Consider the following 24,157-nt stretch of genomic DNA (forward strand, 5'->3'; position numbering starts at 1 on the left):
GGTGGAAGAAATTGTTACAGACAAAAGAGGGATAAAACTGCTATAAGCCTTGATAATTCACCAAATTGATTTGTCTCTTTGTGATGGCTGTTATACAAACTTAAACTTCTTGTAAAATTATCGCAGAATTGTAATCATCCAATATATTCCTGATTTATAGCCTTAGTTTTGAAAAAAAATCAGCTAGATCCCTGCTCTCTTTTTTTCTTTTTTGACGGTGAGCCGCTCGGGCTTGGGCTGTTTTATTTAGCCAGTGCTCCTCCTCTGATTCGGGTATAGCCTTTGGTACAGGACTGGGCCGTCCATTTTCATCCAAAGCAACAAAGGTAAGGAATGAAAAAGCGGCAATGGATTTCTCACCAGTAATCAAGTGTTCAGATAAGACTTTTACAAATACTTCCATTGATGTCGTGCCACTCCATGTAACGATTGCTTCCATAGTAACAGCATCGCCGATCAGGATCGGTTTGAAAAAGTCCACAGAATCCGTAGATACCGTGACAACAGGTTTCCGTGCGAATCTGGCGGCGGCTATCGATGCTGCATCATCTACATCGGACATTAACTTCCCGCCAAATAAATTGCCATGATGATTCGTATCCGGTGGAGAGACATGGCTTGTTTTTACAGTCAGCGAATCTTTCATTTTCTTGCTTGGTCGTTGTTCCATTTCTTTCACCTCATAGAAGTTAAACTGTTACCCATTATACCCAATAGAAAAAAATAACTTAAGTTTTGTGTTTACTGACCCTATTTAAGGGTATGGAAAAATATGCTTCTCCATTCAATTTGTCTTTGGCGTCTCTGGCCACCTGTGTATTGGGATATTTTTAAAAAAAGGAGAGATGTCGCAATGGACAAGCTGCCAAAAAGGGTGTTGCACAATTCGAACGGTTCTTTTGTGATAGTAAAGCAATGGGACGATTCGGTAATTGTCAAAAGGAAGCCGGAATCAGCCATTGGACTAAAAAACTTTGTTGGGATGAATAGTCTTCAAAGCAGTCCCATCAGTATCCCATTATTGGATGAGCCTGAAGAAGATGAAGACCGTTATTTAGAAGAATTGGGAAGTAATTGGGCAACAGAACTCGACTATTATTAAACGAAAGAGGTTTGGCAGCTGCCAAACCTCTAATTTCTTTTATATGAATATCGCCCAGATTTTTCAAGCTTCGCCCGATAAATTTGCTCTGAGAATCTGTGGTATCCGCCTGAGGCTTTCATTATACCAATATGCATCATCTCACCACTTATCGAGTGGGAGACTTGTGCTGAATGAGGTTAAAACGCCCAATTTCCATTTCGGAAGACAGGTTCACTTTCTCCAGACTCCAGAATTCCGTCAATATCCATCTTTTCTGAACCAATCATGAAGTCAACGTGAGTGATGCTCGTATTCAATCCGTTCTGTTCCAACTCATCCTGACTCATGTTTTTCCCACCTTCCAGACAGAAGGCATAAGCGCTTCCAATCGCAATATGGTTGGAGGCATTTTCGTCAAACAGGGTGTTATAAAATAAAATGTTTGACTGAGAGATAGGAGAGTTAAAAGGAACAAGAGCTATTTCTCCCAAGTAGTGAGAACCTTCGTCGGTATCAACCAGCCCTTTTAAAATCTCTTCGCCTTCTTCAGCTTTTATATCCACAATCTTTCCTTTTTCGAAAGTCAGCGTAAAGCCGTCGATAATGTTACCTCCGTAGCTAAGCGGCTTCGTATTTGAAACAATACCATCCACGCCGTATTTATAAGGTACTGTAAAAACTTCCTCGGTCGGCATATTAGCCATGAATTCATCGCCTTTTTCGTTAACACTGCCAGCCCCGACCCAAAAATGGCCTTTCGGGAGTTCGATTGTTAAATCGGTACCGGGAGCTTTATAATGAAGTTTTTTATAACGGCGTTTATTTAAGTAATCAACCTTTTCGTGCAGGTTTCGGTCATGGTCCTTCCAAGCCTGAATGGGGTTGTCGAGATCAGCTCTTGTCGCCTTAAAAATGGCTTCCCATAGATTGCTGATCTGTTCTTCAGGAGGAGCATCTGGAAAGACTTTCTTCGCCCAATCTTCGGAAGGGGCTGCAATGACGGTCCAACTTATTTTATCCGATTGAATGTATTGGCGATATTTGTGCATCGCTTTTCCAGCTACTTTCTGGAAGTTGGCAATCCTGTTTGGATCAATGCCCTTCAATAAATCGGGGCCAGAAGAGATGACAGACATGAATGCTGCACCTTGTTCCGCAAGCTCCTCCAATTCATTGGCGCGCCAATGTGGATATTCATGAAAAGCTTCGTCAGGTGCCATATCATATTTCAGGCGTGTCACGATATCGTCAGTCCAATTCACAATTACGTTTTTAGCTCCCTCTTCATAAGCCTTTTTCACCACTAGTCGAATAAATTCCGCATTGTCAATCGTTGCGTTTACTACAAGAGTCTGTCCTGTTTGAACGTTGACGCCAACCTTTACAGCAAGCTCTGCATACTTTTCAAGTGTTTCTAGAAAATCAGCCATATACATTCTCCTTTGTAAAAAAAGTGGTTTGCTTTATTTTAACAGCCCAGAAAGGTAAATCCAACGTTTCCTATTCCTCCATTCCAAGCAGAGTGCGATAGTCAAATGGAGATGTTATGATGTCGGCAAGCGTATATTCATCCAAGACTGCTAAATAGGCGAATAGAGCGCGGTTAAGGACATGCTTTAACCCGCATACAGGGGAAATGACACAATGTGCGGAGCCTTCATTGAAACATTCCACTATATTGAAATCATCCTCTGTTTTTCGCACAATTTCTCCGATATTGATTTCCTCAGGAGGCAGGGCTAGCTTGATTCCGCCTCCGCGACCCCGGATTGTGTGAAGGACACCCATTTTCCCAAGTTCGTGAATAACCTTAGTCAGGTGGTTTCTTGAAATATTGTATACCTCTGCAATCTCTGTAATATTGGCTAATTCGCCGGGTTTTTTTAAGGCAAGGTATATTAAAACACGCAAAGAATAATCAGTGTAGTTTGTCAATCTCATTTTCCATCACCACCAATAATCATATCATTTTCAGGCTGCAAAAGGCAGTACAGTACACTGTTTCGGGATATATTTAAAACATATATTTAAAATGCATCTTTTGTGAACAAATTACGTCTAGTTTTTGTCAGCTTTTTTACACATGTTCAAAAGGGATTGTGACCTTGAATTGAATCCTTTAAAGTGAAATTAAAGATAGATTTAAAATACATCTTTAAAGGAGAATGAAAATGGCTCTTTCACAAGAAACGATTAATGTTATTAAGTCTACAGTTCCCGTATTGGAAGTTCATGGCGTAACAATTACTTCTACTTTTTACAAAAATATGTTTAATAATCACCCTGAGCTGCTAAACATTTTCAACCATGCGAATCAATCACAAGGGCGCCAGCAAACAGCGCTTGCCAATATGGTATTGGCAGCAGCCAAAAATATTGACCAGTTGGAAAGTGTTCTTCCTGCCGTCATCCAAGTAGCCCATAAACACCGTGGTCTTGGGGTCAAAGCGGAGCATTATCCGATTGTAGGGAAGTATCTGCTGGAAGCCATTAAAGAAGTTCTTGGGGATGCAGCCACAGACGACATTATCAATGCATGGGCGGAAGCATATGGTGTCATTGCCCAAGTATTCATTGACATTGAAGCGAACATGTATAAATTAGCCAAAGATCAGACTGGAGGCTGGAAAGAGTTTAAAGAATTGGAAGTCGTTGATAAAGTGAAAGAGAGTGATGTTATCACTTCCTTCTACTTTAAAACAATGGATGACCAGCCGTTACCAGTTTATGAGCCTGGCCAATATATTACTGTAAGAGTTAATATTCCTGGTGAAAAATATGCGTTGAATCGCCAATACAGTCTGTCCTGTGCACCAGACAATAAATATTATCGGATCTCTGTAAAAAGAGAAATAGATTTCGAGCCAAATGGAAAAGTCTCTAATTATTTGCATGATTATTTAAATGTTGGCGATACAATCGAAGTGAGTGCTCCAGCAGGTGATTTCACGTTGAATATGGATGAAACTGCACCAGTAGCTCTAATCAGCGGTGGAGTGGGACTTACACCATTGATGAGTATGTTTGAGACTTTGGTTAAAAACGACTCTGACCGTAAAGTAACATTTATTCACTCTTCAAGACATGAGGGACTCCATGCTTTCAATAAGGAAACGCGCGAGCTAGCTGGAAAGCTCCAGCATGGAAGCTATTATTACGGTTATCAAGATCCAGTGGAGAAAGATGGCAAACATGATTTCACCGGTTATATCACAAAAGAGTTTTTGGTAAATAAGATTTCCACAGACACAATCTGCTACGTATGCGGTCCAGTAGCATTTTTGAAAAATGTTGTGGGGATGCTGTCTGATCTGGGAGTAGCTCAAGAAAATATTCGCTATGAATTTTTTGGACCTGCGCTCGCTTTGGAAAAGGTGGAAACAGCTGTTTAATTAAAGCACTTCCTGAGGAGGATCACCACAGGAAAGTGGGATGTGACCTCAAGGGGCTAGGCACTGGGCAAAGAAAAAGCTGGACGTCACTTCAGAATGGAGTGCTGCCCAGCTTTCTATTATTTTGATAATGCTTTTTTCAGTGTTTCAATATTTTTATCCATGATACTGAAATAATCTTCTTTGTTTTCTTTATCTTTCTGGATAATATATTCAAGGTTGTGCAGAGTGAGCGGTTTAGTCCCTGTTTCTTTTTGAATAGTGTCCACCACTTTTGTAGATGGGTTTTGATTATAGATAATATATTTAATCTGGTGCTCTTTTGCTGTTTCGATAATGTCCTGCAGCTGCTTTTGAGAAGGCTCGTTTTCAGAGCTGATTCCGGTTATACTGATTTGTTCTAAGCCGTAACGGTGTTCCCAATAACCATAGGCAGCATGGGAAACCAACAGTTCTTTCCGGTCTGCTGATTCAATCACTGTACTTAAATCCTTGTCAAGCTGTTCCAGCTTTTCTTTTAGCTCTTGATAATTGTTTTCAAAATCATCTTTGGCAGATGGCATTTTTTCCGTCAGTGCATTTTTTATATTTTCGGCCATCATTATGGCGTTTTCCGGATCGATCCAAATATGGGGATCTTTATCATGATGGTGCCCATCATCGTGATCATTTTCACCATGCTCATGTCCTTCAGTACTGCTCAACAGTTTTACTCCTTTTGAAGCTTCAACTTTCAGCACTTTTTCATTTTTGAGCGAATTCTCCATTTTTTCGATAAAAGCTTCAAGACCAGCGCCGTTATAGATCAACAAGTCCGAATCGGCAATGTCCATCATGGTTTTCATTGTGGGTTCATAAGTGTGGGCATCCGCTCCTGCAGGATAGACACTTTTTACTTCTACATGATCTCCCCCGATTTTTTTTGCGAAATCTTCGATAGGGAAGATAGTGGTGTAAACGGATAATGTGTTTTTATTGTTTTGGTTAATTTGACCTGGTTCTTTGCCGCAACCAGCCAAAATGAAGGCGGTAATCAAAAATAAGGCGATAAAAAAACGTTTGGTCCTCATCCCTTCAGTCCTTTCTATGTAGTTTGCATTATGAAGTTTTTTATAAATCGTAATCATTACGATTTGAATTATAATATAAATAAATGTAGAGAGCAAGGGGAATTTAATGAGGACCTGTGAGAATCAAATGCGCCCAGATTGTACTGCGTTCCGTTCGATACAATTTCTCTGGAAATCTCTGGCATCCGTCGGAGTCTTTGACTTTATTTATCCGGGGTTTGAACTCCAGTTGAATGAAATTAACTAATAAGCAAAGCCTGTTGACCTAATTGGTAAATATTACAGCAATCTATATGGAATTACACTATACCTGATAAAATATATGAATGCAGATCGAAAATGAGGGGAGGGGTTATAATGAGTAAGTTTTTTCACCTTTCAGAGGATAAAATCCGTAAAGCCTACGAGCTCGGTGAATTTGACAATCTTCCTGGAGCAGGGAAGCCGCTTCCGCCAGACAAGTTGGAGGGGATTCCTGATGATTTAAAAATGGGGTATCGGCTTCTTCAGAATGCTGGTTTTTCGCCGGAGGAAATGGATATAAAAACGGAATTAATGACAATAGAAGATTTAATTCGACATTCTGAGGATGAACTTGAGACTGAAGAATTAAGAAAACAATTAAGCGAAAAATTATTGAAGTATAACAGTATGCTGGCGAAGAAAAAGATCAAAACGAATTCATCTATTTTTAAACGATATGAACATAAAATAGAAAGGAAGTTTTTTGAATAAGCATTTTACTTCTTTCTACCCTTCTTAAAAAGAAAACAACATGAAGATACTTAAAACTTAATTGCTTTTGCCGATATTAGAGATAAGACTAATATTAGTATAGGGTGAAGCAAATGGATAAAACATCATTGTTTGGGGTTGTTCTCGGTATCATTGCCGTGGGGGTAGGCATGTTCTTAAAAGGAGTAGATATTACAGCATTGCTGAACCCAGCAGCGATGTTGGTTATTTTTGTGGGGACAGCAGCTAGTGTTACGATTGCATTCCCATCCTCCGAAATTAAGAAGGTTCCAAAACTAATTGGAATTATTTTCAAAGAGAAGAAGATGCCTAAGCCAAAGGAATTAATTATCCTTTTTTCAGACATGGCGCAATTGGCAAGAAGGGAAGGTTTGCTTGCCCTTGAAGCAGAAATGGGAAAAATCGATGAACCGTTTTTAAAGCAGGGCCTATTGATGGCTGTTGATGGACAAAGTGCTGACTACATACGCGAAGTTCTTAATGATGAAATTGATGCAATGGAAGAACGGCACGCTGTTGGAGCACAGATATTTACACAAGCGGGTACATACGCTCCTACATTAGGGGTTCTCGGGGCTGTAATCGGTCTGATTGCTGCTTTGGGGAACATGGATAATACAGATGAGCTTGGAGTAGCTATTTCTGCTGCTTTTGTCGCAACGCTTTTCGGAATCTTTACTGGCTATGTGCTCTGGCATCCATTTGCTAATAAATTAAAACGAAAGTCCAATGAGGAAGTAAGATTGAAAGAATTGATGGTGGAAGGAATTTTATCCATCCTTGAAGGCGAGGCTCCAAGAATGATAGAGCAAAAGCTAGCTTCTTATCTTCCAAAGGAACAACGCAAAGAATTGCAAGATGAAAGAGAAGTGGCGACAAATGTCCAAGCGTAGACGAAAAAAACGGCATGAAGAGGATCTGGGAGAATCCTGGCTTCTTCCATATGCGGACTTGATGACATTGCTTCTTGCCCTTTTTATCGTACTATTTGCGGCAAGTTCTGTAGATGCGCAGAAATTCCAACAAATTTCCAAAGTATTTAGCGGGATTTTTGTCGGGGGAGATGGACCAGTCGAGTTCGAAAAACCATTGGAAGTCGAAGAGCAAATTGATGAAACAGAAGACGATTCTCAAAATGACCCGATAGAGCAGTTCACAGATGAATTAGCGGATTTGAAAATTCTTGAAGCACTTAAGAAGAAGGTCGATAACTACATTCAAGAAAAAAAGTATGAAGACAAGTTTTCCACCTCATTGACCTCCGAAGGATTACTGATCACAATTAATGACAGTGTGCTGTTTCAATCTGGAAGTGCTGATGTTAGAAAAGATGATAAAAAAACCGCAAAGGAGCTTGCGGCATTGCTAGAAATGGAGCTGCCGAGAAGTGTGATTATCAGTGGGCATACGGATAATGTCCCAATCAAAAATTCGGAATTCCAGTCTAACTGGGAATTGAGTGTCATGAGGGCAGTCAATTTTATGAAAGTGCTCCTTGAAGACGAAAAATTAGATCCGCGTTTATTTAGTGCAAAAGGCTTTGGGGAATTTCAGCCTATCGCAGATAATAAAACTGCAAAAGGCCGGGAAGCTAACAGGCGCGTGGAAGTACTGATTGAGCCGTATATACCTGATGAAGAGAAATGAAGCATGCAGCATACAAGCTGTGTGCTTTTTTGATGAGTGATGTTGAAAAAACTATTTCTCGGGAAATATATAGTGTAAAAATGAACGATGGTCGCCTGGGAAGGTAAGACCATCGTTCTAAAAATTTAAAAGATATTTAATTCCTTTATTCTCAAAGCAGCTTCTCTAAGCCGCTCTTCTGATGTTAGTAATCCGACTCTTACATAACCTTCTCCATATTCGCCAAATCCAATTCCAGGAGCAACAGCAACATAAGCTTTCTCCAATAGTAAGTCAGTAAATTCCTCAGAAGTATAACCTTTGGGAACTTTCAGCCAGGCAAAAAAGGAACCCTGTGGTGACCTTACATCCCAGCCGATTTTGCGAAGGCTTGAAATAAATACATCTCTTCTTTTTTCGTATATGGCATTGATTGTTTCAGCTGCTTTTTGTGAACCTACCAAGGCCTCGGCAGCAGCATCTTGGATAGCCCCGAACAGACTGACATATATGTGATCCTGCATCAAATTAATCGCTTCAATCACCGACGCATTTCCGGCAGCAAATGCAACGCGCCATCCAGCCATATTATAAGTCTTGGAGAAAGTGTAAATTTCGACTCCTGTATCTTTAGCCCCCTTTGTTTGCAGGAAGCTTACTGGTTTTTTTCCATCAAATCCGATTCCACCATAAGCAAAGTCATGAACAACGCAAATATCATATGTTGAAGCATACTTAACAGTTTGTTGGAAAAATTCTTCGGTAGCGATAGCTCCTGTTGGATTGTTTGGATAATTCAGTATCATCATTTTGGCTTTATTTGCCGTTTCTTCTGGAATATTGTCAAAAGAAGGAAGAAAATTATTTTCTTCTTTCAGCGGCATCATTTCCATATGAACTTTTGCCAAAGCTGCACCTGACCAATAATCCGGATATCCTGGATCGGGAACAAGCATTGTGTCACCAGGATTCAGAAGGCATTGTGGCAATTCTACAAGACCAGCTTTTCCACCGAATAGAATGGCAATTTCTTTCTCGGGTTCGAGATGGACTCCGTATTCCCTTTGATAGAATTCGGCAGCCGCTTCTTTTAACTCTGCTTTTCCTTGAAACGGAGGATATTTATGGTTTTCAGGGTGATCAGCGGCAAGCTTGAGGCTTTCCACAATATGTTTTGGTGTGGGCTGATCGGGGTTTCCCTGACCTAGGTTAATCACATCGTGGCCTTCAGCCCTCACATTGTTCACTTTTTGAACAAGTGAAGCAAAAAATTGTTTTGGCAGACTTTTCAGCAGCCGGGACTGTTCGAACGATTTCAACCATATCACCTTTCTTTAAACATATTTTCATAGTCTATGAATCAAAATGTTATTTCTTCATTCAGGAGAGCTAGAAAAAGAGAGTCCCTTTTTGGACTCTCACTGTGACCCTGTCCATTTAAACCTTTCTCAGCCTACCGATTTCTTCCACCAAAGCTTGCATCTCACCGGGGCTAAAATGCTCTTTTTTCATAACCATCTCGTAAATTTCAACTAACTCTTCGTACATTTCATTGTTAATACTTTCTGCTCTCATTGCAGCAGTATTAACCATACGCAATTTCTCTGTAATTTGACCAATTAAATACTCAATATTCTCGGGTGTGTTTTTTGATAAATCCACCAGGTTCATCCTCTCAGGGCTATATTTATGAATATAATGATTCCATGCATGGGATTGGTTGTCAATATAAGAAAAGCGAAAGGCGCTGTTTAGCGACGAACAAACTGCGCCTGCAGATGTTGGTGTGTCGGCGTTGCCACAGGCAGGGGCGAACTTAGTCTACGATCCTTTAATCGAGATAAAGGAAAACGAAGTGCGAGAGTGCCTGTTTATCAACGATTGGCTTATGACTTCAAGCCCGATGGCACTCACAGCCAGACAATACGGCCGCCTCAGGCTGCCACATGCTGTGGCTTCGGTGGGTCACACTAGTACGTCCTGTACGTCGAAGCTAGACGCTGAATTTTTGAAATGAAAACAAGAAAATGAAAAAAACCTTCCCGCTACCGGGAAGGCAGGAATCTTTATGCTGTTTCTTTTCTCGCTTCAACTTTTTCCTCTTTAATTTTATTCAGTGTTCTTTTCGTCTCATAAACAACTACACCGGATAGCCCTAATAATCCGATTAAGTTCGGTATGGCCATGAGACCATTTGCGATATCCGCAAAGGCCCAAACAATGTCCAAGCTTGTAACCGCACCGACAAATACCATAGCAACGAAAACAATGCGGTAATAGATAACACTTTTCACACTGAATAGATAGGCGAAACATTTCTCTCCATAATAGGACCAGCCTAAAATAGTAGAAGAAGCAAAGAATAAGAGACCAAGGGCGACAATGATTGACCCTGTATTTCCTAAAAATTGGGCGAAGGATGCAGAGGTTAGGTCACCAGCAGCTATCCCCTCATCATAAAGACCGCCCATAACGATTGTGATACCAGTAATGGAGCAGATAACTAAAGTATCAATGAATACTTGAGTCATAGAAACAAGAGCCTGTCGGCCAGGCAAATCTGTTTTTGCAGCGGCAGCGGCAATTGGAGCAGATCCCAACCCTGCTTCGTTCGAAAAAATACCCCTTGCGACCCCGTAACGAATGACAGCTCCGATGGCGCCACCTGCAACGGCCTTACCTGTAAATGCATCAGTAAAAATGAGTGCTATTGCTCCTGGAATCAGATTGAGATTCATGATTAAAACAATTAGTCCGCCAATGATATAAAATACAGCCATAAAAGGAACAAAAAATGCAGTAACTCTTCCGATACTTTTAATTCCACCGATGATTGAAAGACCGGCAAAAATGACCAAGGCCAGACCGGTAACCCATTCATTAATATTGAAGGTAGTTTTTACAACAGTAGAAACTGCATTTGATTGGACAAGATTTCCGATCCCGAATGCTGCTAGGGCTCCAAAAACCGCAAATAAGACGCCTAGCCACTTCTGCTTGAGTCCGCGTTCGAGGTAATACATGGGGCCTCCGGACATTTGCCCATTCTCATCTACAATCCTATATTTGACTGCAAGTATAGCTTCAGCATATTTTGTTGCCATTCCGAAGAATGCGGATATCCACATCCAAAATACGGCTCCAGGTCCCCCTAAAACAACAGCTGTAGCAACACCGACAATATTACCGGTACCGACAGTTGCCGCAAGCGCAGTCATAAGAGCTTGGAAATGCGATATATCCCCTTCGGAATTTTTGTCCTGTTTAAAGCTGAATGCCAATTTCAGAGAATATGGCAGCAGTCTCATCTGAAGGAAGCCGACTCTAATCGTCAAATAAATCCCTGTTCCGATGAGGAGGATAATGAGCGGGAGCCCCCATATTAAACCGCTTACACTTTCGAGAAATTTCAAAATTTTTTCGGACATATTTTCCCCTCCTGTTTATTTATTTTTATAGTAGGATAATTTCTATATATCAATCTTCTGAAAAAATAGTAAGATTGTCAAGTTGAATTATTCATTTTGAAAAATGTTTTGCTAAGATAAGAGAAGGTAATTAGTTAAAATAACAGATAAAGTATGAAGTGAAGAGGGGGTTCTATTGGGAATGAGGAAGCCAAATGATCGAAATAAAATAATAGATTTTGGAAAAGAGATGGCCAGAAGAATCAGTGATAATGACGTGACAGGCTTTGCCGCACAATTATCTTATTTTTTTCTTTTGTCGCTTTTTCCGATGTTGATTTTCCTGTTTACACTTCTGCCCTATACTCCGTTAACCCAGCAGGATATATTTTATCTAATTAGAGATTTTGCGCCCCAAGAAACCTATACAATGATTGAAAAAACCGTTTCTGAAGTCATGGATAATCGTAGCAGCGGCCTGCTGTCTGTTGGTTTTATTGCGACCCTTTGGTCAGCTTCAAAAGGAATGAATGCCCTGATGAAGTCTTTAAACAGAGCCTATAATGTGGAGGAAAAGCGATCTTTCATAGTTAGCAGGGGCTTATCCATTGTATTGACGGTAGCGATGATGTTCGTTTTTATTCTTGCTTTACTGTTGCCGGTTTTTGGAAAGCAGCTTGGAATGTTTATTTTCTCTTATCTAGGTATTTCGGGGGAGTTTTTGAAAATGTGGAACGTTGTAAGGTGGGTGCTGACACCATTTATTTTATTCTTGGTTTTTCTCACGGTTTATTATTTAGCGCCTAGTATAAAGGTACGATATACAACTGCGGTGCCGGGGGCGGTTTTTGCCAGTGTTGGATGGATTATCGTTTCACTTGGATTTTCCTTTTATGTATCAAATTTTGGCAATTATACTGCGATGTATGGGAGTATTGGAACGATTATTATCATGATGCTGTGGTTTTATTTCTCTGCCATCATCATTATGGTTGGAGGTGAAATAAACTCTTATTTTACGAATAAGCAGGGAAAATATGATGGATAACTTGGCTGGCAAGTCCATAAAGGAGGAATTTTGTATGGAATTCAAAATGAAAGATGGCGGCTTTGTTGCAGAGCTCCCATATGGAAGACTAGATATATCAGGAGATGAAAACTATGGGTTCAGACCTTATCAATTATTGGTTTCTTCTTTAGCAGTTTGCAGTGGAGGTATACTGCGCAATATATTGGAGAAAATGCGGTTAGACGTACAAGATATTCAAATTACTGCAGAAACGGAAAGGAACAGAAAAAAGGCCAATAGAGTTGAAAAGGTCACTTTGCATTTCAGGGTTACCGGGAAAGGGCTCAAACAGGAAAAACTTGAAAGAGTGATGGAGCTTACGAAAAAGCATTGTGCCATGGTTCAATCGGTTGAAGGCTCAATAGAGGTAACAGAAACATTTGAAATCATCGAGGTGTAAGCAGCTTAGTTAGGAGGAGCTCGAAGGGATGGTTCAGAAGCTATTTTTAATTTTGATTGTTGTGGGATTGCCATTGTCGGTTATTGGATCCGTATTGCATTGGCCAAGTACAGCCATGTTTGGTATTTATTGTTTAACTATCATAGCACTTGCCGGAGTAATGGGGCGAGCGACTGAGAGTCTGTCAATCGTTGCTGGTCCACGCATTGGTGGATTATTGAATGCCACATTTGGCAATGCAGTGGAGTTGATCATCTCTATATTTTCCTTGAAGGCAGGAATGATTGGAGTTGTTCTTGCTTCCTTGACGGGATCTGTCATTGGAAACTTGTTGCTGGTGGGAGGTCTATCCTTTTTTATTGGCGGTTTGAAATATAAACGGCAGGTATTCAGCATCTATGATGCGCGGCATAATGTAGGGTTATTAATGTTTGCGGTGATTGTTGCTTTTATGATTCCGGAATTATTCACGATCAATATGAATGATCAAAAAACGATGGCGCTAAGTATTGGTATTTCTATTATTATGATCATTCTCTATTTGGCGGCTCTTTTTTTCAAACTGGTTACACATCGTGGTGTCTACCCTGCAACTTCACATCAGGAGGGGCAAGTTGCCAGCGAAGAGGAGGAGGTTCCAGAATGGTCCAAATGGAAAGCTATTATCATTCTTGCCCTCGCAACACTGGCAGTGGCTTACGTATCTGAAAAGCTTGTACACACTTTTACAGCGGTTGGTGAACAATTTGGCTGGTCAGAGCTATTTATTGGGGTTATTATCGTAGCTATTGTCGGAAATGCAGCCGAACATGCTTCCGCCATCATTATGGCTTATAAGAATAAGTTAGAGGTTGCTGTTGAAATTGCAATGGGTTCCACCCTTCAGATTGCTATGTTTGTGGCTCCGATTCTTGTACTATCCTCATTGTTTTTTTCAAACAACATGCCGCTTGTATTTACAGTACCTGAGCTTGTGTCGATGGCGACGGCAGTTCTGCTTTCCGTTGTTATCATCAATGATGGTGAATCGAATTGGTTTGAGGGGCTTACGATGCTGGCTGCTTATTTTATTATGGGTATCGGATTTTATTTGCTTTAACGGGGATAATCCTTCGGCTTTTTGAAAAAATAACTGTAAGATTATCTTTCAATGCCGCTTGCACGAAAGGAGCAAATGCAACATGAAACGGCATCAAATCGTCCTTAAGGTATTCATTCTGTTGAGCTTAATAGCGATCCCGACAGCAGGAATGGCATCTAAAAAAGAGGACAGCAAAGAAAAAGGAGTAGAGGTCCCTTCCTCGGTTATAAACATCAGCAAAGAAAATACTTTTTCGAACCCTGCGCCTGATTTGCCGCGTTTACAGCCAAGCAGTTTTGCAAAGGACCTGCTGGAATCATCCAAGATAGAAATAGAAAATCCGAAACTGATCCGAATGCTGAATGAATCGGCAGCAACTAAATCACCACTTTCATTTGGTACTCGGGCAACCATTTATTTAGGTGAATGGCCGTTGAATTATAAGTCTCAAGAAACAACTCCAAATTGGCAATATCAAAAGGTTAATACAAATTTCTATGATAACCGCGGTGGAACTGGAAATTATCAAATACATTATGTGCAGGAGGTTCAAAAGATCATCAAAGGTGGCCTCACTGCCAAGGTTGTCCAAATGGAAGATGTACAAAAAATGATGCAGCAAAAAGCGTTTAACAAGATTCAGCTGCCACTCGCTTTTGAAACAGCAGTTGGAGTAGGAACCAAGCATCATCAGCTTTACAACATACCCGTGGCACAAACAGGATATTTATATGCTTACGCACCAGCAGTACATGAAAAAGGCAGCCTGACCTTTGGAGAGGTCTATTTAGTCTTAAAGGGTTCGAAACACCGGATTGTTGTTAAAAATGTTACCTCACAGGAAATAGGTGCCTGGATACCCATCCAGGATCATTTAAGCTTTTCTTTTGAAGCCAGGCAATGAATGCCTGGCTTTTTTACGAAAAAATAGCTGAAGTATTTTATATACCTAGCTGCGCCGCCGTACAGGAAGTACTAGTGCAAGCGAGGCGACAGACGTCGCATTCTGAGCCTGCTGGTGTCATCGCGAAAGTTTATTCAGGAAGATGTGCTTCTACGGCACAGCTTTCCCTCGTAATAAAGCTGAATGGAGCGACGATTCAAGAAAGCTTTTCGAAAATTGAAATGATCAGCTTTTCTGTGGTAGCTGAGTACCTTTATCAAAATGTCCCTTGTCGACTAAGGCTTGGACTTTTGTTTTTCTTATTAGGATATTGAAAAGGGTGAACATCCTTCGTTTTTCACATGGAAAAGTCCACCACGGATGAATCCTCCCGCAATGGAAAAATCTAAGGGAAAAGAGTGAAAGGAGGATGAGTATTTATGAAACGCTGGCTGTTATTATCATCTCTGTTTTTCCTGTTTTTTTTCCAAGCGAACGCAGCAGAGTCCATATCCAATAGCTCAATTCATTGGGGATTTAAGAAAGGAAGCGATGGGAAGCAAGCAGAGGCCGGAGAAGCCTATGATAATCTGCTGGAAAAATATGGTGCTTTTTATAAAGGAAATGCGAAAGACAAGGTTTTGTATTTAACCTTCGATAACGGTTATGAAAATGGTTATACGGAAAAAGTGTTAGATGTGTTGAAAGCTGAGAAGGTTCCCGCCGCTTTTTTTGTGACGGGTCATTATTTGGAAAGTGCTCCGGACCTGGCAAAGCGGATTGTAGAGGAAGGTCACATCATTGGAAACCATTCATGGAACCATCCGGACATGACGAATATCAGTGATGAAAAGATTCAGGAAGAATTAGAAAGAGTAAAGGAAAAAACAGCTGGTTTAACAGGTCAGACCGAAATGCAGTATTTACGTCCACCTCGTGGAATTTTGAGTGAAAGAACCTTAAAAGTTACAAGGGAGCAGGGTTACATTCATGTTCTTTGGTCTCTTGCCTACAAAGATTGGCAGACAGATCAGCAAAAAGGCTGGAAGCATGCTTACGACAATATTATGGCCCAAGTTCATCCAGGGGCAGTCATGCTGTTACACTCTGTATCAAAAGACAATGCAGATGCATTGGAAAAAGTCATCAAGGATTTAAAGAAAGATGGGTATACGTTCAAAAGTTTGGACGATTATATGTTGAGAGAAAAAATCAAAAACCCGATTATGTCATATTAAGGATTAGGACAGGCTGAGTGCCTGTCCTTTACTATGTTACCGACCAACTTCATAAATAAAAGAAAGTTTTTGGAGGCATTCTCTGGCGTGGACAGTAAAAGCTAATTTTTCGGACAGTATTTCTCGTTTTTGGTATAGTAATCGTTTCAAACTGGCTAGTATATTCATGCTAGGACAGTACGTTTTTGCAAATAAAAAGGTACAGTGTAAAATGAAGACAGTTCCAATTGGAGCTGTCTTTTACCAATGAAAAAAGGATGATGGCTGTATGTGGGAGGAAGAAGCTGTAATAGAAGGGCCTTATCATTTTGACCTTGCTTTGGAGAGACTGGCCAAAGATCCATTGAATAAAGTTGACAGAGTTGCACGGCTTATCCGTATGCCGATTTATGAGAAGGAGCCGGAAGTGGCCGAAATTCAAGCGGTTGGTACAGTTGATCAGCCTGCTTTTATTGTCAGAGGGAGCAGTCTTCAGACAAAACAGCAGGTGATGGATAGAACGTCTACTGTTTTTCAATGGAATCTTCCGCTTATGAAAGTTCATGAGCATTTTTCAAAAACAGCACTGAATGGTATTTTTGAACAGCATTTTGGCACGCCGATTGTAAGGGAATTTTCGCTGTTTTCTGCTTTGATAAGGCCAATTATCCATCAACAGGTAAATATGTCTTTTGCAATATCCCTGACTGAGCAATTCGTGAAAACATTTGGATTTGAAATAGAGGGTGCTCCCTTTTTTCCAAATCCTGAAAAGGTTGCAGCATTAGATGTCACTGAATTGAGAAATTTGCGATTCAGCCAGCGGAAAGCAGAATATATCATTGATCTTTCGAAGATGATTGTCAATGGAGAGCTGAATCTTGAAGAGTTGGCGAAAAAACCGGATGAAGAAGTAATCAAAGAATTGGTGAAAATCAGAGGGATAGGCCCATGGACTGCGCAAAGCTTTTTATTGTTTGGTCTAGGGAGAAGGAATCTGTTTCCAATGGCCGATATCGGTTTGCAAAATGCGATTAAAAATCTGTATCAGTTGGACAGAAAGCCTACATACGAGGAAATGGAAAAGTTCAGTAAAGAATGGCATCCTTATTTAAGTTATGCGTCATTCTATTTGTGGAGGAGTATTGAGACCAATTAGGGGGAACAAGTGCTGATTTGACGCAGACTGTCTATACGTCGGTGGTATTTGGCTCTGTAAGGGTAAATCTAGTGCAACTAATTTTGATTTCGGGCCTGGGGTCAATAGGGAATACGCCGAACAAATTGAAGTAATGTGGCCTTATCGCGGAGGAGTGGTACTTGGCTCCGAGGTTGAATAATAAACAAAAATAGGACGGCGTGCAGCCATCCTATTTTTGCTTAGCTCTTTTATCCGCAGCTTCAGATTTTGCCAATGCCTTTAGATCCTCCTGGTCCGCAAGTTCCCTGGAAAATTCGATATCACGTCCGTCACTTTTTAATTGCTTTGGCACTTGCGATAGCTTTTGTTTGTTTTTGTCATGGTTTTTTTGGTTTTGTGAGCGTACCATAATTCAAACTCCTTTTTCTGAGCATTTGCAGATTTGCCTGCCATTATATTATTTGCCGCATAATTTTTTTCACTCATGAAAAAAGCTACCTGCGTCCTTTATGTGTGTAACCACCGGCCTGATCCGCGCGCTTGAACTCGCGCTGGTAAAGTACCTCCTGAGTTGCTGAAAGCTTTGTTCGTGATTTGTAATCCTGCTTTTTCTTCAACTTGGACACCTCCTAAGGAATTAATAACATCTTTGCCTTTGGGAGCCAATCTAATACAGCCAGGTATCGGTCATTTATGATAAAATAAAAATGAATATATAGACGAGGGTGAACAATATGCCCATTATCACAAAAATATCTGTTCAGAAGAAAAATCAAAGCCGTTACAATATATTTCTTGATAATGTTTATGCTTTTGCTGTGGATGAAGATATTCTAATCAAATATCATCTTACAAAGGGGAAGGAATTGCTGGAGCAGGATTTATTCAAGGTTCAGTATGAAGATGAGATTCGAAAAGCCTATCATTTAGCCATTCAATTTTTATCATACCGCATGCGATCGGCACTTGAAATCCGGACCCATCTGCAAAAAAAGGAATATCTTGATTCCATTATTGATGTTGTTTTAAAGGAATTAGCCACACAAAAATACATTGATGACTTGGAATTTGCCAAAGCTTATGTGCGGACATATGCTAATTCTGGAAAAAAAGGGCCGCTTGTACTTAAACGCGAGCTTGTAGGCAAAGGGATTACCGAAGGAAAGATAAATGAAGCATTAGCTGAATACAATAAAGAAAAGCAAATTACAGATGCGATCCATTTAGGCAACAAGTTTGCCGCTCAAAACAAAAAGCTTTCTGAACGAATGCTTAAACAAAAGTTGGAATATACATTGTCAATTAAAGGCTTCCCTTCAGAAATTATTCAGGCGGCAATGGGTGGAATCGAATATGAAGTAGATGAAGAGCTTGAATGGGAAGCTCTAAGGACAGAAGCAGAAAAAATGAAACGGCGATACAATAAATATATAGGTTACGAATATAGACAGCGGATGCAGCAGGCCCTGTTCCGTAAAGGATATTCTATGGATATGATCAGCCGATTTTTAGAAAACGATGCAGCCAAAGATGAATAAGGATGGGGTGCTGAGAATGGAAAATGAAAAAAGATATAGTCAAATGACTGAAGAAGAACTAAAAAAAGAAATTTCGCTTATGACTGAAAAGGCCCGTAAAGCTGAGCAAATGGGCATGGTGAATGAGTTTGCTGTTTGCGAACGAAAAGCGGTCATGGCCAAAGCTTATTTATTAAATCCAGAGACATTTAAACCTGGAGAGATATACGCAATTGAAGGTGACCCTGGGGCTTATTTTAAAATTGACTACATGAATGGAGTTTTTGCTTGGGGCTATCGTTTGGGAGGTTCGGGAAAAGAAGAGGCTTTGCCGATTTCAGTACTGAGATAAAATGAGCACAGCGATCCAATTACCGCTGTGCTGATTATTTTTATGGAGATGTTTGAGAAGTCAGCGTTTGTATCGTTTGACAGCATCTTTCTCTAATATTATTTTTTCCTGCGTTTGCTGTGTCTGTCCGTTTACTTGGGACCCGTCGTGTTTTGGACGGTACCAACCTCGGTTAAACGGTGTAAGGTTACGGTTCAAATGAGAATTTTGATCTTTTTGCACAATCCAGCCTCCCTTATCATTATGGTTGTCGCTCATCTTTTCTGGCGCCGGATGCTCTCATTCTTCCTTGCGGATCTGTATTTATTGTACCGTTGGCGCGTTTAGATCCATATTCGGGTTTTGCACGGGGTTCGCCCTCAAACCTGTGATTATTGCCGTATGGGAAATCTTTTGCTTTGTTGCGCAATGTTATCGCCTCCAATATGTGCGGGAAAATGCCGCATACTGTTATTTTGACTTTAGATTTAAAAAATACGACTGGAAAAAGGAGCGAGTTTCATGAATGATTACTATGAAAGGTTAACCAGTCTGTTAATGGAAAAAAACCCTAGGCTTTCTTATAAAAGAGCAAGGACATGGGTGGAATTATTTTGGGAGGATTTTGAAACGACATATGCCAAGGCAGGAAGAGAATATCAAGGAAAAGCAGTCGCTGAAAAAGTGGTTAGAACATGGGTGATTCAATATGGGGACAAATTGCATGATTTTGCCGCACTGAACCCTAAATATGCTCATATGTTGAGTGACGAGGAAGACATACTCCATTAAAAAAAGTGCTGAAAAAATTTTTTCAGCACTTTAAAAAGTTTATAATATGCAAAGGCAGGCGAAGGAAGGATGTTAAAGAATAGCGAATTATTTTGAAAGTCGCTGTACCATCTTCTTTGTTTGTCTCCCTTTTCCGAGGGTCACTTGCTGTACTTTTATCGTTCAAAATTAATCCGTAGCAACGTGCAGTTTCTTTCTTAATTTCTCCTCGCTGTATACCCAGCCTGTATATGAAGTGATGATCTCCAAATCATCAGTTAGCTTGACGATGGCAACAAATGGGTAATGTCCGTTGCTTCGGTATCTGAGATCAATAAACCGAACTTCGGTATAGTCATCATATTTTTTGATCTCCCAGCGGTAAACCGGGGAGAAAGAAAGAAAGGCAGAAATATTTTTATCTTTCTTGGCAGCCTGAATCAAGTCTGTATCGGGAATTGGAATCCGCTTGAACTTGTCGAAGATGGTTACAGATCTTCTAAAGGCCCTTCCTACATAAAAATGGTCCTTTGTTGTTACGGCAATCCGCCACTGATTGAAGTACATCGTGGATGCGATGATGATTTTATCTGCATCGGGGACTGTTCTCAATACCGCTGATTTCACCATCTGCTGCATAATATATCGAAGGACATAATATAGGGCGATGATTACATACATGATAAGGAACGTAAAACCCGGGTTGCCCCCTAATAACCAAATGACAATTCCTATTACATGGATACCAAATATATAAGGATCGAATGTATTGATCATCCCAAGAGCAACCCATTTTGAAGAGATCGGGCGAAGTGCTTGGGTTCCGTATGCGTTGAAAATATCTACGAAAACATGTAATGAAACGGCAACAAGCGACCAAATCCACAAATGGGTTAAGTTCGATCCTGTAAAAATCAAATGTACAAAAATCGCAACAAGAATTGACCAAAGTAATACTGCTGGAAGCGAATGGGTGATTCCCCTATGATTCCGTATATATACGGCGTTATTTTTGAGTTTTAAAAGAGTGTCTATATCAGGAATTTGCGAGCCGATGATTGCAGCAACGAGCACACTCTGAGTATTAACAGTAGTTTCTGCCACAACGGGGTCAAGTGTGGCCAGCCCGCCAATTGCAAATCCCATCACCACGTGAGTAGCTGTGTCCAATCTGGGTCCTCCTCTGTGAAGGGATTGTTGCCTTCTCTTTTGATCATATTTTACCTATGCATGAATTGCAATAGATGAAATATGAATTAATTTCAATAATCATTATTCCCGTTAAAAAGGATGAGTAACCTGTGAAAAATAGCAGCACGAAACAAAAGATTCAAGATAAGATCGATCGAATGAATAAAGAAGCATTTCAAACCGACCTGGTCCATTGGTTTCAAGAGGAGCAGCGCGACCTTCCGTGGAGAAAAAACAATAATCCATATAAAGTGTGGGTTTCTGAAGTCATGTTGCAACAAACAAGAGTCGATACTGTTATCCCATATTATAACCGCTTTTTGGAAAAGTTTCCAACCATTGAAGCATTTGCGAATGCCGGCGAAGAAGAGATTTTAAAAATCTGGGAGGGGCTTGGCTACTATTCAAGGGTCCGGAATTTGCACACAGCAGTCAAGGAAGTTGTGGCAGATTATGGCGGAAAAGTTCCTGATTCTAAAGAGGAGATTTCAAAGCTTAAAGGAGTAGGGCCGTATACTGCTGGCGCGGTACTCAGCATTGCATATGGGAAGCCCATCCCTGCTGTTGATGGAAATGTTATGAGGGTCTTGTCGCGGATATTGTTGATCACAGATGATATTGCTAAGCCGGCATCCAGGAAAACTTTTGAAATAGCCGGGGAAGGATTAATGTATCACGATAATCCTTCTTACTTTAATCAAGCTTTAATGGAACTAGGAGCTTTGATTTGCACTCCTACATCTCCAGCATGCCTGTTATGTCCCGTTCGGGAGCATTGCCAGGCTTTTGAGAAAGGTGTTCAGGATGAATTGCCTGTAAAAACACGAAAGAAAAGTACAAGGCATGAAGATCTTCTTGCTGTTGTCTTGAAAGACAAAGAAGGAAAAATTTTAATTAATAAACGAAATGAAAAAGGACTTTTAGCCAATTTATGGGAGTTTCCAAATTTGAAGGTCGTTCCGCTTCTTGATAAATGGGAAATCCTGCAGGATTTTTTATCCACAGAATACTCCATTGACGCTGTCATTGAACAGGAATCTTTTATAGAGGTACAGCATGTATTTACGCATCTGACTTGGAAAATTGATGCCCATAGGGGCAAGCTTAAAAGCGGAAATATTGAGGGACATGAGAGCCTGCGATTCGTAACGGAGGAAGAACTAGAGGAGCTTGCGTTTCCTGTTTCGTATCAAAAAATATGGCGGGCGTACAAGGAACAAACGCAGTAACTTTGCACAGGACAGATTCCAATGTAAAATAAGTTAGAGTAAATCGAAAGGTGGATACATATGAGCAACAAAGTAGCACTTGTAACAGGTAGCAGCCGCGGGGTTGGAAAAGCAGCCGCGTTGGCTCTGGCCGAAAAAGGATATGATATTGTCGTCAACTATGCACGAAGCAAAAAAGCAGCCCTCGAGACAGTGAAAGAAATCGAGAAGCTAGGGAGAAAAGCTTTTCTTGTAAGAGCGAACGTCGGCGATGTTGAAAAAATCAAATTGATGTTCCAACAAATAGATGAGGAATTCGGAAGACTTGATGTTTTGATTAATAATGCTGCATCTGGTGTATTGCGTCCAGCAATGGAGCTTGAAGAATCTCATTGGGATTGGACAATGAACATCAACAGCAAAGCACTGCTTTTCTGCGCACAAGAGGCGGCTAAACTGATGGAGAAAAATGGTGGGGGGAAAATTGTAAGCTTAAGCTCACTAGGTTCAATCCGCTATTTGGAAAACTATACAACTGTCGGTGTATCGAAAGCAGCAGTTGAAGCATTGACAAGATATTTGGCAGTGGAATTGTCTCAACAAAATATTGTGGTCAATGCTGTTTCCGGTGGTGCTATTGATACCGATGCCTTAAAGCATTTTCCGAATCGTGAAGAACTATTAGAAGACGCACGCAAAAACACTCCAGCAGGCCGTATGGTTGAAATTGAAGATATTGTCAAAACCGTTATGTTTTTAGTGTCGGAAGATGCTTCCATGATCAGAGGACAAACAATCATTGTTGATGGAGGTCGCTCCATTTTAGTGTAAAATTAATTTCAACAAGATGAGTTGGTTCGTTGGTATGGTTTCTGCGTTACCCAATGTTGATTTTTTTGAACAACCCTTATGAATACAAGTATGTAAAAAAATTTCAAAAAAGGTTGGATAACTAGTTTCATCTCTGGATACTCTAAGTTATGTGGAGGTGAGAACTGTGGCTAAAAAGCAGAACCAATCTGAAACGAACATACAAAAAGTAAGGCAGCAAAATGCTCAATCAGCTCAAAGCCAATCAGGAGCACAAGGCCAATTCGGTACCGAATTTGCTAGTGAAACAGACGCACAGCAGGTAAGACAGAAAAACCAGCAAGCCGAAGCTCGCAAAGGGCAAAACGCCGGAAAATCTGGCAATCAGTAACGATAAAAAACGGGAGTCCGCTTTTCAAAGAAGAGCGGACTCCCGTTTTTTCGTGATAGGCTTCGGTTTTAAAAAAGTGCGGGAACCGTTATAATAAACATTATCAATTCTTTATATACAAATACATTTGAAATATAGCAGTCAGCCCGGATTTTAAAAAGGACTGCAACCATTTTTTAAAAGCAGGTATCAGTCAAGTTTAAATCGGGGCGCTTCTGCTTTTCTCAGAAAGTAGGGGAAACGATGGACATTCCCACGGAAGGGACCAATATCCAGATACAGAGTTATAAACATAATGGACATATCCACCGGATATGGGCAGAAACAAAAATTCTGAAAGCTACAAATCACTTAATTATTGGAGGAAATGATCGGACACCAGTGACAGAATCGGACGGAAGAACATGGATTACAAGAGAACCTGCGATTTGTTATTTTCATGCGGATCTCTGGTTTAACATTATCGCAATGATCAGGGATAATGGCATTTATTATTATTGTAATCTGGGTTCTCCCTATGTTTATGATAAGGGGGCATTGAAGTATATAGATTATGACCTTGATGTCAAGGTTTTTCCGGATATGACGTTTACGCTTCTGGATGAAGATGAGTATGAACAGAACCGTAAACTGATGGGCTATCCGGATGTTATCGATCATATTTTAAAGAAAAATGTGGACAAACTGGTTCGCTGGATCAGGCAGCGTAAAGGTCCTTTTTCTGCAGAATTCATCGATATCTGGTATGACCGTTACCTTACATATTTAAACTAAGATATTCCTGTTGGCATATTTCAACAGGTTTTATTTTT

30 protein-coding genes are annotated in these 24,157 nt (G+C 40.4%); 18 read left to right on the forward strand and 12 right to left on the reverse strand.

What is annotated here, in order from left to right; translation table 11 throughout:
• Window positions 1–154 precede the first annotated feature (154 nt).
• Window positions 155–670 carry an acyl-CoA thioesterase gene (locus tag H9631_RS16375; RefSeq protein WP_191814690.1) on the reverse strand — a complete coding sequence of 172 codons (516 nt, stop codon included), beginning with the start codon at window positions 668–670 and terminating at the stop codon, window positions 155–157.
• Window positions 671–853: 183 nt separating this feature from the next.
• Between H9631_RS16375 and H9631_RS16380 the strand changes: the two genes are divergently transcribed.
• Complete coding sequence (locus H9631_RS16380) at window positions 854–1,102, forward strand: hypothetical protein (protein ID WP_191814692.1); 249 nt, start codon at window positions 854–856, stop codon at window positions 1,100–1,102.
• Window positions 1,103–1,281: 179 nt separating this feature from the next.
• On the opposite strand, the gene H9631_RS16385 is transcribed toward H9631_RS16380, so the two are convergent.
• Both H9631_RS16385 and H9631_RS16390 read right to left on the reverse strand, forming a co-directional pair.
• Complete coding sequence (locus H9631_RS16385) at window positions 1,282–2,514, reverse strand: aminopeptidase (RefSeq protein ID WP_191814694.1); 1,233 nt, start codon at window positions 2,512–2,514, stop codon at window positions 1,282–1,284.
• A gap of 70 nt (window positions 2,515–2,584) precedes the next feature.
• Entirely contained in the window at window positions 2,585–3,025 is a 441-nt protein-coding gene (locus H9631_RS16390; RefSeq protein WP_191814696.1) for an Rrf2 family transcriptional regulator, read from the reverse strand.
• Between the two features lie 230 nt (window positions 3,026–3,255).
• Between H9631_RS16390 and hmpA the strand changes: the two genes are divergently transcribed.
• Window positions 3,256–4,476, forward strand: coding sequence for an NO-inducible flavohemoprotein (gene hmpA, locus H9631_RS16395; RefSeq protein WP_191814698.1), 1,221 nt, complete (start codon window positions 3,256–3,258; stop codon window positions 4,474–4,476).
• A gap of 119 nt (window positions 4,477–4,595) precedes the next feature.
• Here the strand turns inward: hmpA and H9631_RS16400 are convergent, their stop codons facing one another.
• Window positions 4,596–5,546 carry a metal ABC transporter solute-binding protein, Zn/Mn family gene (locus H9631_RS16400; RefSeq protein ID WP_191814701.1) on the reverse strand — a complete coding sequence of 317 codons (951 nt, stop codon included), beginning with the start codon at window positions 5,544–5,546 and terminating at the stop codon, window positions 4,596–4,598.
• A gap of 357 nt (window positions 5,547–5,903) precedes the next feature.
• Between H9631_RS16400 and H9631_RS16405 the strand changes: the two genes are divergently transcribed.
• The 3 genes from H9631_RS16405 to motB all read left to right on the forward strand — a co-directional run bounded on the left by H9631_RS16405 (window position 5,904) and on the right by motB (window position 7,949).
• Window positions 5,904–6,281, forward strand: a complete 378-nt coding sequence (locus H9631_RS16405; RefSeq protein WP_191814703.1) for a DnaJ family domain-containing protein — start codon at window positions 5,904–5,906, stop codon at window positions 6,279–6,281.
• A gap of 113 nt (window positions 6,282–6,394) precedes the next feature.
• The gene (gene motA / locus H9631_RS16410; RefSeq protein ID WP_191814705.1) at window positions 6,395–7,195 is read left to right on the forward strand and encodes a flagellar motor stator protein MotA; all 801 of its coding nucleotides are present in this window, start codon (window positions 6,395–6,397) and stop codon (window positions 7,193–7,195) included.
• Entirely contained in the window at window positions 7,182–7,949 is a 768-nt protein-coding gene (motB, locus tag H9631_RS16415) for a flagellar motor protein MotB (RefSeq protein ID WP_191814707.1), read from the forward strand. Before motA ends, motB begins: the two co-directional genes overlap by 14 nt.
• A gap of 125 nt (window positions 7,950–8,074) precedes the next feature.
• On the opposite strand, the gene H9631_RS16420 is transcribed toward motB, so the two are convergent.
• The 3 genes from H9631_RS16420 to H9631_RS16430 form a co-directional block, all read right to left on the reverse strand.
• Window positions 8,075–9,247, reverse strand: coding sequence for a pyridoxal phosphate-dependent aminotransferase (locus H9631_RS16420; protein WP_191814709.1), 1,173 nt, complete (start codon window positions 9,245–9,247; stop codon window positions 8,075–8,077).
• A 118-nt stretch (window positions 9,248–9,365) separates the two neighbouring features.
• A complete protein-coding gene (locus tag H9631_RS16425) occupies window positions 9,366–9,590 on the reverse strand; it encodes a DUF1128 domain-containing protein (RefSeq protein WP_191814711.1) in 225 nt (74 codons plus the stop codon).
• A gap of 404 nt (window positions 9,591–9,994) precedes the next feature.
• A complete protein-coding gene (locus H9631_RS16430; protein WP_191814714.1) occupies window positions 9,995–11,356 on the reverse strand; it encodes an alanine/glycine:cation symporter family protein in 1,362 nt (453 codons plus the stop codon).
• 181 nt (window positions 11,357–11,537) lie between these two features.
• Here H9631_RS16430 and H9631_RS16435 point away from each other — a divergent pair, with 181 nt between their 5' ends.
• The 6 genes from H9631_RS16435 (at window position 11,538) to H9631_RS16460 (ending at window position 17,144) form a co-directional block, all read left to right on the forward strand.
• Window positions 11,538–12,383: a YihY/virulence factor BrkB family protein gene (locus H9631_RS16435; protein WP_191814715.1), complete on the forward strand. Its 846-nt coding sequence runs from the start codon at window positions 11,538–11,540 to the stop codon at window positions 12,381–12,383.
• A gap of 34 nt (window positions 12,384–12,417) precedes the next feature.
• On the forward strand, window positions 12,418–12,804 hold the full coding sequence (locus H9631_RS16440) for an OsmC family protein (protein WP_191814717.1): 387 nt from the start codon (window positions 12,418–12,420) through the stop codon (window positions 12,802–12,804).
• A 28-nt stretch (window positions 12,805–12,832) separates the two neighbouring features.
• Window positions 12,833–13,903 (forward strand): calcium/proton exchanger, encoded by a 1,071-nt coding sequence (gene cax, locus H9631_RS16445; RefSeq protein ID WP_191814719.1) that lies wholly within the window; start codon window positions 12,833–12,835, stop codon window positions 13,901–13,903.
• Window positions 13,904–13,985: 82 nt separating this feature from the next.
• Complete coding sequence (locus H9631_RS16450) at window positions 13,986–14,789, forward strand: YfkD famly protein (protein ID WP_191814721.1); 804 nt, start codon at window positions 13,986–13,988, stop codon at window positions 14,787–14,789.
• 419 nt (window positions 14,790–15,208) lie between these two features.
• The gene (gene pdaA / locus H9631_RS16455) at window positions 15,209–16,006 is read left to right on the forward strand and encodes a delta-lactam-biosynthetic de-N-acetylase (protein ID WP_191814723.1); all 798 of its coding nucleotides are present in this window, start codon (window positions 15,209–15,211) and stop codon (window positions 16,004–16,006) included.
• A gap of 268 nt (window positions 16,007–16,274) precedes the next feature.
• Window positions 16,275–17,144 (forward strand): DNA-3-methyladenine glycosylase family protein, encoded by an 870-nt coding sequence (locus H9631_RS16460; RefSeq protein WP_191814725.1) that lies wholly within the window; start codon window positions 16,275–16,277, stop codon window positions 17,142–17,144.
• A 211-nt stretch (window positions 17,145–17,355) separates the two neighbouring features.
• Here H9631_RS16460 and H9631_RS16465 read toward each other — a convergent pair whose 3' ends face one another.
• Both H9631_RS16465 and H9631_RS16470 read right to left on the reverse strand, forming a co-directional pair.
• Window positions 17,356–17,535, reverse strand: coding sequence for a YfhD family protein (locus H9631_RS16465; protein ID WP_191814727.1), 180 nt, complete (start codon window positions 17,533–17,535; stop codon window positions 17,356–17,358).
• Window positions 17,536–17,620: 85 nt separating this feature from the next.
• Window positions 17,621–17,743: a YfhE family protein gene (locus H9631_RS16470; RefSeq protein WP_191814729.1), complete on the reverse strand. Its 123-nt coding sequence runs from the start codon at window positions 17,741–17,743 to the stop codon at window positions 17,621–17,623.
• 117 nt (window positions 17,744–17,860) lie between these two features.
• Here H9631_RS16470 and recX point away from each other — a divergent pair, with 117 nt between their 5' ends.
• Both recX and H9631_RS16480 read left to right on the forward strand, forming a co-directional pair.
• Window positions 17,861–18,664, forward strand: a complete 804-nt coding sequence (gene recX / locus H9631_RS16475; protein WP_191814731.1) for a recombination regulator RecX — start codon at window positions 17,861–17,863, stop codon at window positions 18,662–18,664.
• Between the two features lie 16 nt (window positions 18,665–18,680).
• Entirely contained in the window at window positions 18,681–18,995 is a 315-nt protein-coding gene (locus H9631_RS16480) for a YfhH family protein (RefSeq protein WP_191814733.1), read from the forward strand.
• Between the two features lie 60 nt (window positions 18,996–19,055).
• Here the strand turns inward: H9631_RS16480 and H9631_RS16485 are convergent, their stop codons facing one another.
• Entirely contained in the window at window positions 19,056–19,193 is a 138-nt protein-coding gene (locus H9631_RS16485; RefSeq protein ID WP_225221111.1) for a YpzG family protein, read from the reverse strand.
• A 43-nt stretch (window positions 19,194–19,236) separates the two neighbouring features.
• A complete protein-coding gene (locus H9631_RS16490; protein ID WP_191814737.1) occupies window positions 19,237–19,404 on the reverse strand; it encodes a small, acid-soluble spore protein K in 168 nt (55 codons plus the stop codon).
• Between the two features lie 92 nt (window positions 19,405–19,496).
• Between H9631_RS16490 and H9631_RS16495 the strand changes: the two genes are divergently transcribed.
• Window positions 19,497–19,766, forward strand: a complete 270-nt coding sequence (locus H9631_RS16495) for a YfhJ family protein (protein WP_191814739.1) — start codon at window positions 19,497–19,499, stop codon at window positions 19,764–19,766.
• A gap of 168 nt (window positions 19,767–19,934) precedes the next feature.
• On the opposite strand, the gene H9631_RS16500 is transcribed toward H9631_RS16495, so the two are convergent.
• The gene (locus tag H9631_RS16500) at window positions 19,935–20,915 is read right to left on the reverse strand and encodes a metal-dependent hydrolase (protein WP_191814741.1); all 981 of its coding nucleotides are present in this window, start codon (window positions 20,913–20,915) and stop codon (window positions 19,935–19,937) included.
• Window positions 20,916–21,094: 179 nt separating this feature from the next.
• On the opposite strand from H9631_RS16500, the gene mutY reads away from it, so the two are divergent.
• The 4 genes from mutY (at window position 21,095) to ntdP (ending at window position 24,119) form a co-directional block, all read left to right on the forward strand.
• Entirely contained in the window at window positions 21,095–22,165 is a 1,071-nt protein-coding gene (gene mutY / locus H9631_RS16505) for an A/G-specific adenine glycosylase (protein ID WP_191814764.1), read from the forward strand.
• A 60-nt stretch (window positions 22,166–22,225) separates the two neighbouring features.
• Window positions 22,226–22,975: an enoyl-[acyl-carrier-protein] reductase FabL gene (gene fabL, locus H9631_RS16510; protein ID WP_191814743.1), complete on the forward strand. Its 750-nt coding sequence runs from the start codon at window positions 22,226–22,228 to the stop codon at window positions 22,973–22,975.
• A 133-nt stretch (window positions 22,976–23,108) separates the two neighbouring features.
• Window positions 23,109–23,345 (forward strand): gamma-type small acid-soluble spore protein, encoded by a 237-nt coding sequence (locus H9631_RS16515; protein WP_225221112.1) that lies wholly within the window; start codon window positions 23,109–23,111, stop codon window positions 23,343–23,345.
• Window positions 23,346–23,588: 243 nt separating this feature from the next.
• Window positions 23,589–24,119 carry a nucleoside tri-diphosphate phosphatase gene (ntdP, locus tag H9631_RS16520; RefSeq protein ID WP_160708520.1) on the forward strand — a complete coding sequence of 177 codons (531 nt, stop codon included), beginning with the start codon at window positions 23,589–23,591 and terminating at the stop codon, window positions 24,117–24,119.
• Window positions 24,120–24,157 lie beyond the last annotated feature (38 nt).

The sequence above is a fragment of the Bacillus norwichensis genome, from assembly GCF_014836955.1.
GTDB lineage: Bacteria > Bacillota > Bacilli > Bacillales > Bacillaceae_C > Siminovitchia > Siminovitchia norwichensis.

Bases quoted from the DNA above. Each gene is read 5' to 3' on its own strand.
- hmpA (WP_191814698.1), top strand. From the start codon at position 3,256: ATGGCTCTTTCACAAGAAACGATTAATGTTATTAAGTCTACAGTTCCC.
- motA (WP_191814705.1), top strand. From the start codon at position 6,395: ATGGATAAAACATCATTGTTTGGGGTTGTTCTCGGTATCATTGCCGTG.
- H9631_RS16495 (WP_191814739.1), top strand. From the start codon at position 19,497: ATGAATGATTACTATGAAAGGTTAACCAGTCTGTTAATGGAAAAAAAC.
- H9631_RS16375 (WP_191814690.1), bottom strand. From the start codon at position 670: ATGGAACAACGACCAAGCAAGAAAATGAAAGATTCGCTGACTGTAAAA.
- recX (WP_191814731.1), top strand. From the start codon at position 17,861: ATGCCCATTATCACAAAAATATCTGTTCAGAAGAAAAATCAAAGCCGT.
- H9631_RS16385 (WP_191814694.1), bottom strand. From the start codon at position 2,514: ATGGCTGATTTTCTAGAAACACTTGAAAAGTATGCAGAGCTTGCTGTA.
- H9631_RS16390 (WP_191814696.1), bottom strand. From the start codon at position 3,025: ATGAGATTGACAAACTACACTGATTATTCTTTGCGTGTTTTAATATAC.
- fabL (WP_191814743.1), top strand. From the start codon at position 22,226: ATGAGCAACAAAGTAGCACTTGTAACAGGTAGCAGCCGCGGGGTTGGA.
- H9631_RS16480 (WP_191814733.1), top strand. From the start codon at position 18,681: ATGGAAAATGAAAAAAGATATAGTCAAATGACTGAAGAAGAACTAAAA.
- H9631_RS16380 (WP_191814692.1), top strand. From the start codon at position 854: ATGGACAAGCTGCCAAAAAGGGTGTTGCACAATTCGAACGGTTCTTTT.
- motB (WP_191814707.1), top strand. From the start codon at position 7,182: ATGTCCAAGCGTAGACGAAAAAAACGGCATGAAGAGGATCTGGGAGAA.
- mutY (WP_191814764.1), top strand. From the start codon at position 21,095: ATGAATAAAGAAGCATTTCAAACCGACCTGGTCCATTGGTTTCAAGAG.
- H9631_RS16400 (WP_191814701.1), bottom strand. From the start codon at position 5,546: ATGAGGACCAAACGTTTTTTTATCGCCTTATTTTTGATTACCGCCTTC.
- H9631_RS16435 (WP_191814715.1), top strand. From the start codon at position 11,538: ATGAGGAAGCCAAATGATCGAAATAAAATAATAGATTTTGGAAAAGAG.
- H9631_RS16460 (WP_191814725.1), top strand. From the start codon at position 16,275: ATGTGGGAGGAAGAAGCTGTAATAGAAGGGCCTTATCATTTTGACCTT.
- H9631_RS16440 (WP_191814717.1), top strand. From the start codon at position 12,418: ATGGAATTCAAAATGAAAGATGGCGGCTTTGTTGCAGAGCTCCCATAT.
- H9631_RS16450 (WP_191814721.1), top strand. From the start codon at position 13,986: ATGAAACGGCATCAAATCGTCCTTAAGGTATTCATTCTGTTGAGCTTA.
- pdaA (WP_191814723.1), top strand. From the start codon at position 15,209: ATGAAACGCTGGCTGTTATTATCATCTCTGTTTTTCCTGTTTTTTTTC.
- H9631_RS16465 (WP_191814727.1), bottom strand. From the start codon at position 17,535: ATGGTACGCTCACAAAACCAAAAAAACCATGACAAAAACAAACAAAAG.
- H9631_RS16430 (WP_191814714.1), bottom strand. From the start codon at position 11,356: ATGTCCGAAAAAATTTTGAAATTTCTCGAAAGTGTAAGCGGTTTAATA.
- ntdP (WP_160708520.1), top strand. From the start codon at position 23,589: ATGGACATTCCCACGGAAGGGACCAATATCCAGATACAGAGTTATAAA.
- H9631_RS16405 (WP_191814703.1), top strand. From the start codon at position 5,904: ATGAGTAAGTTTTTTCACCTTTCAGAGGATAAAATCCGTAAAGCCTAC.
- cax (WP_191814719.1), top strand. From the start codon at position 12,833: ATGGTTCAGAAGCTATTTTTAATTTTGATTGTTGTGGGATTGCCATTG.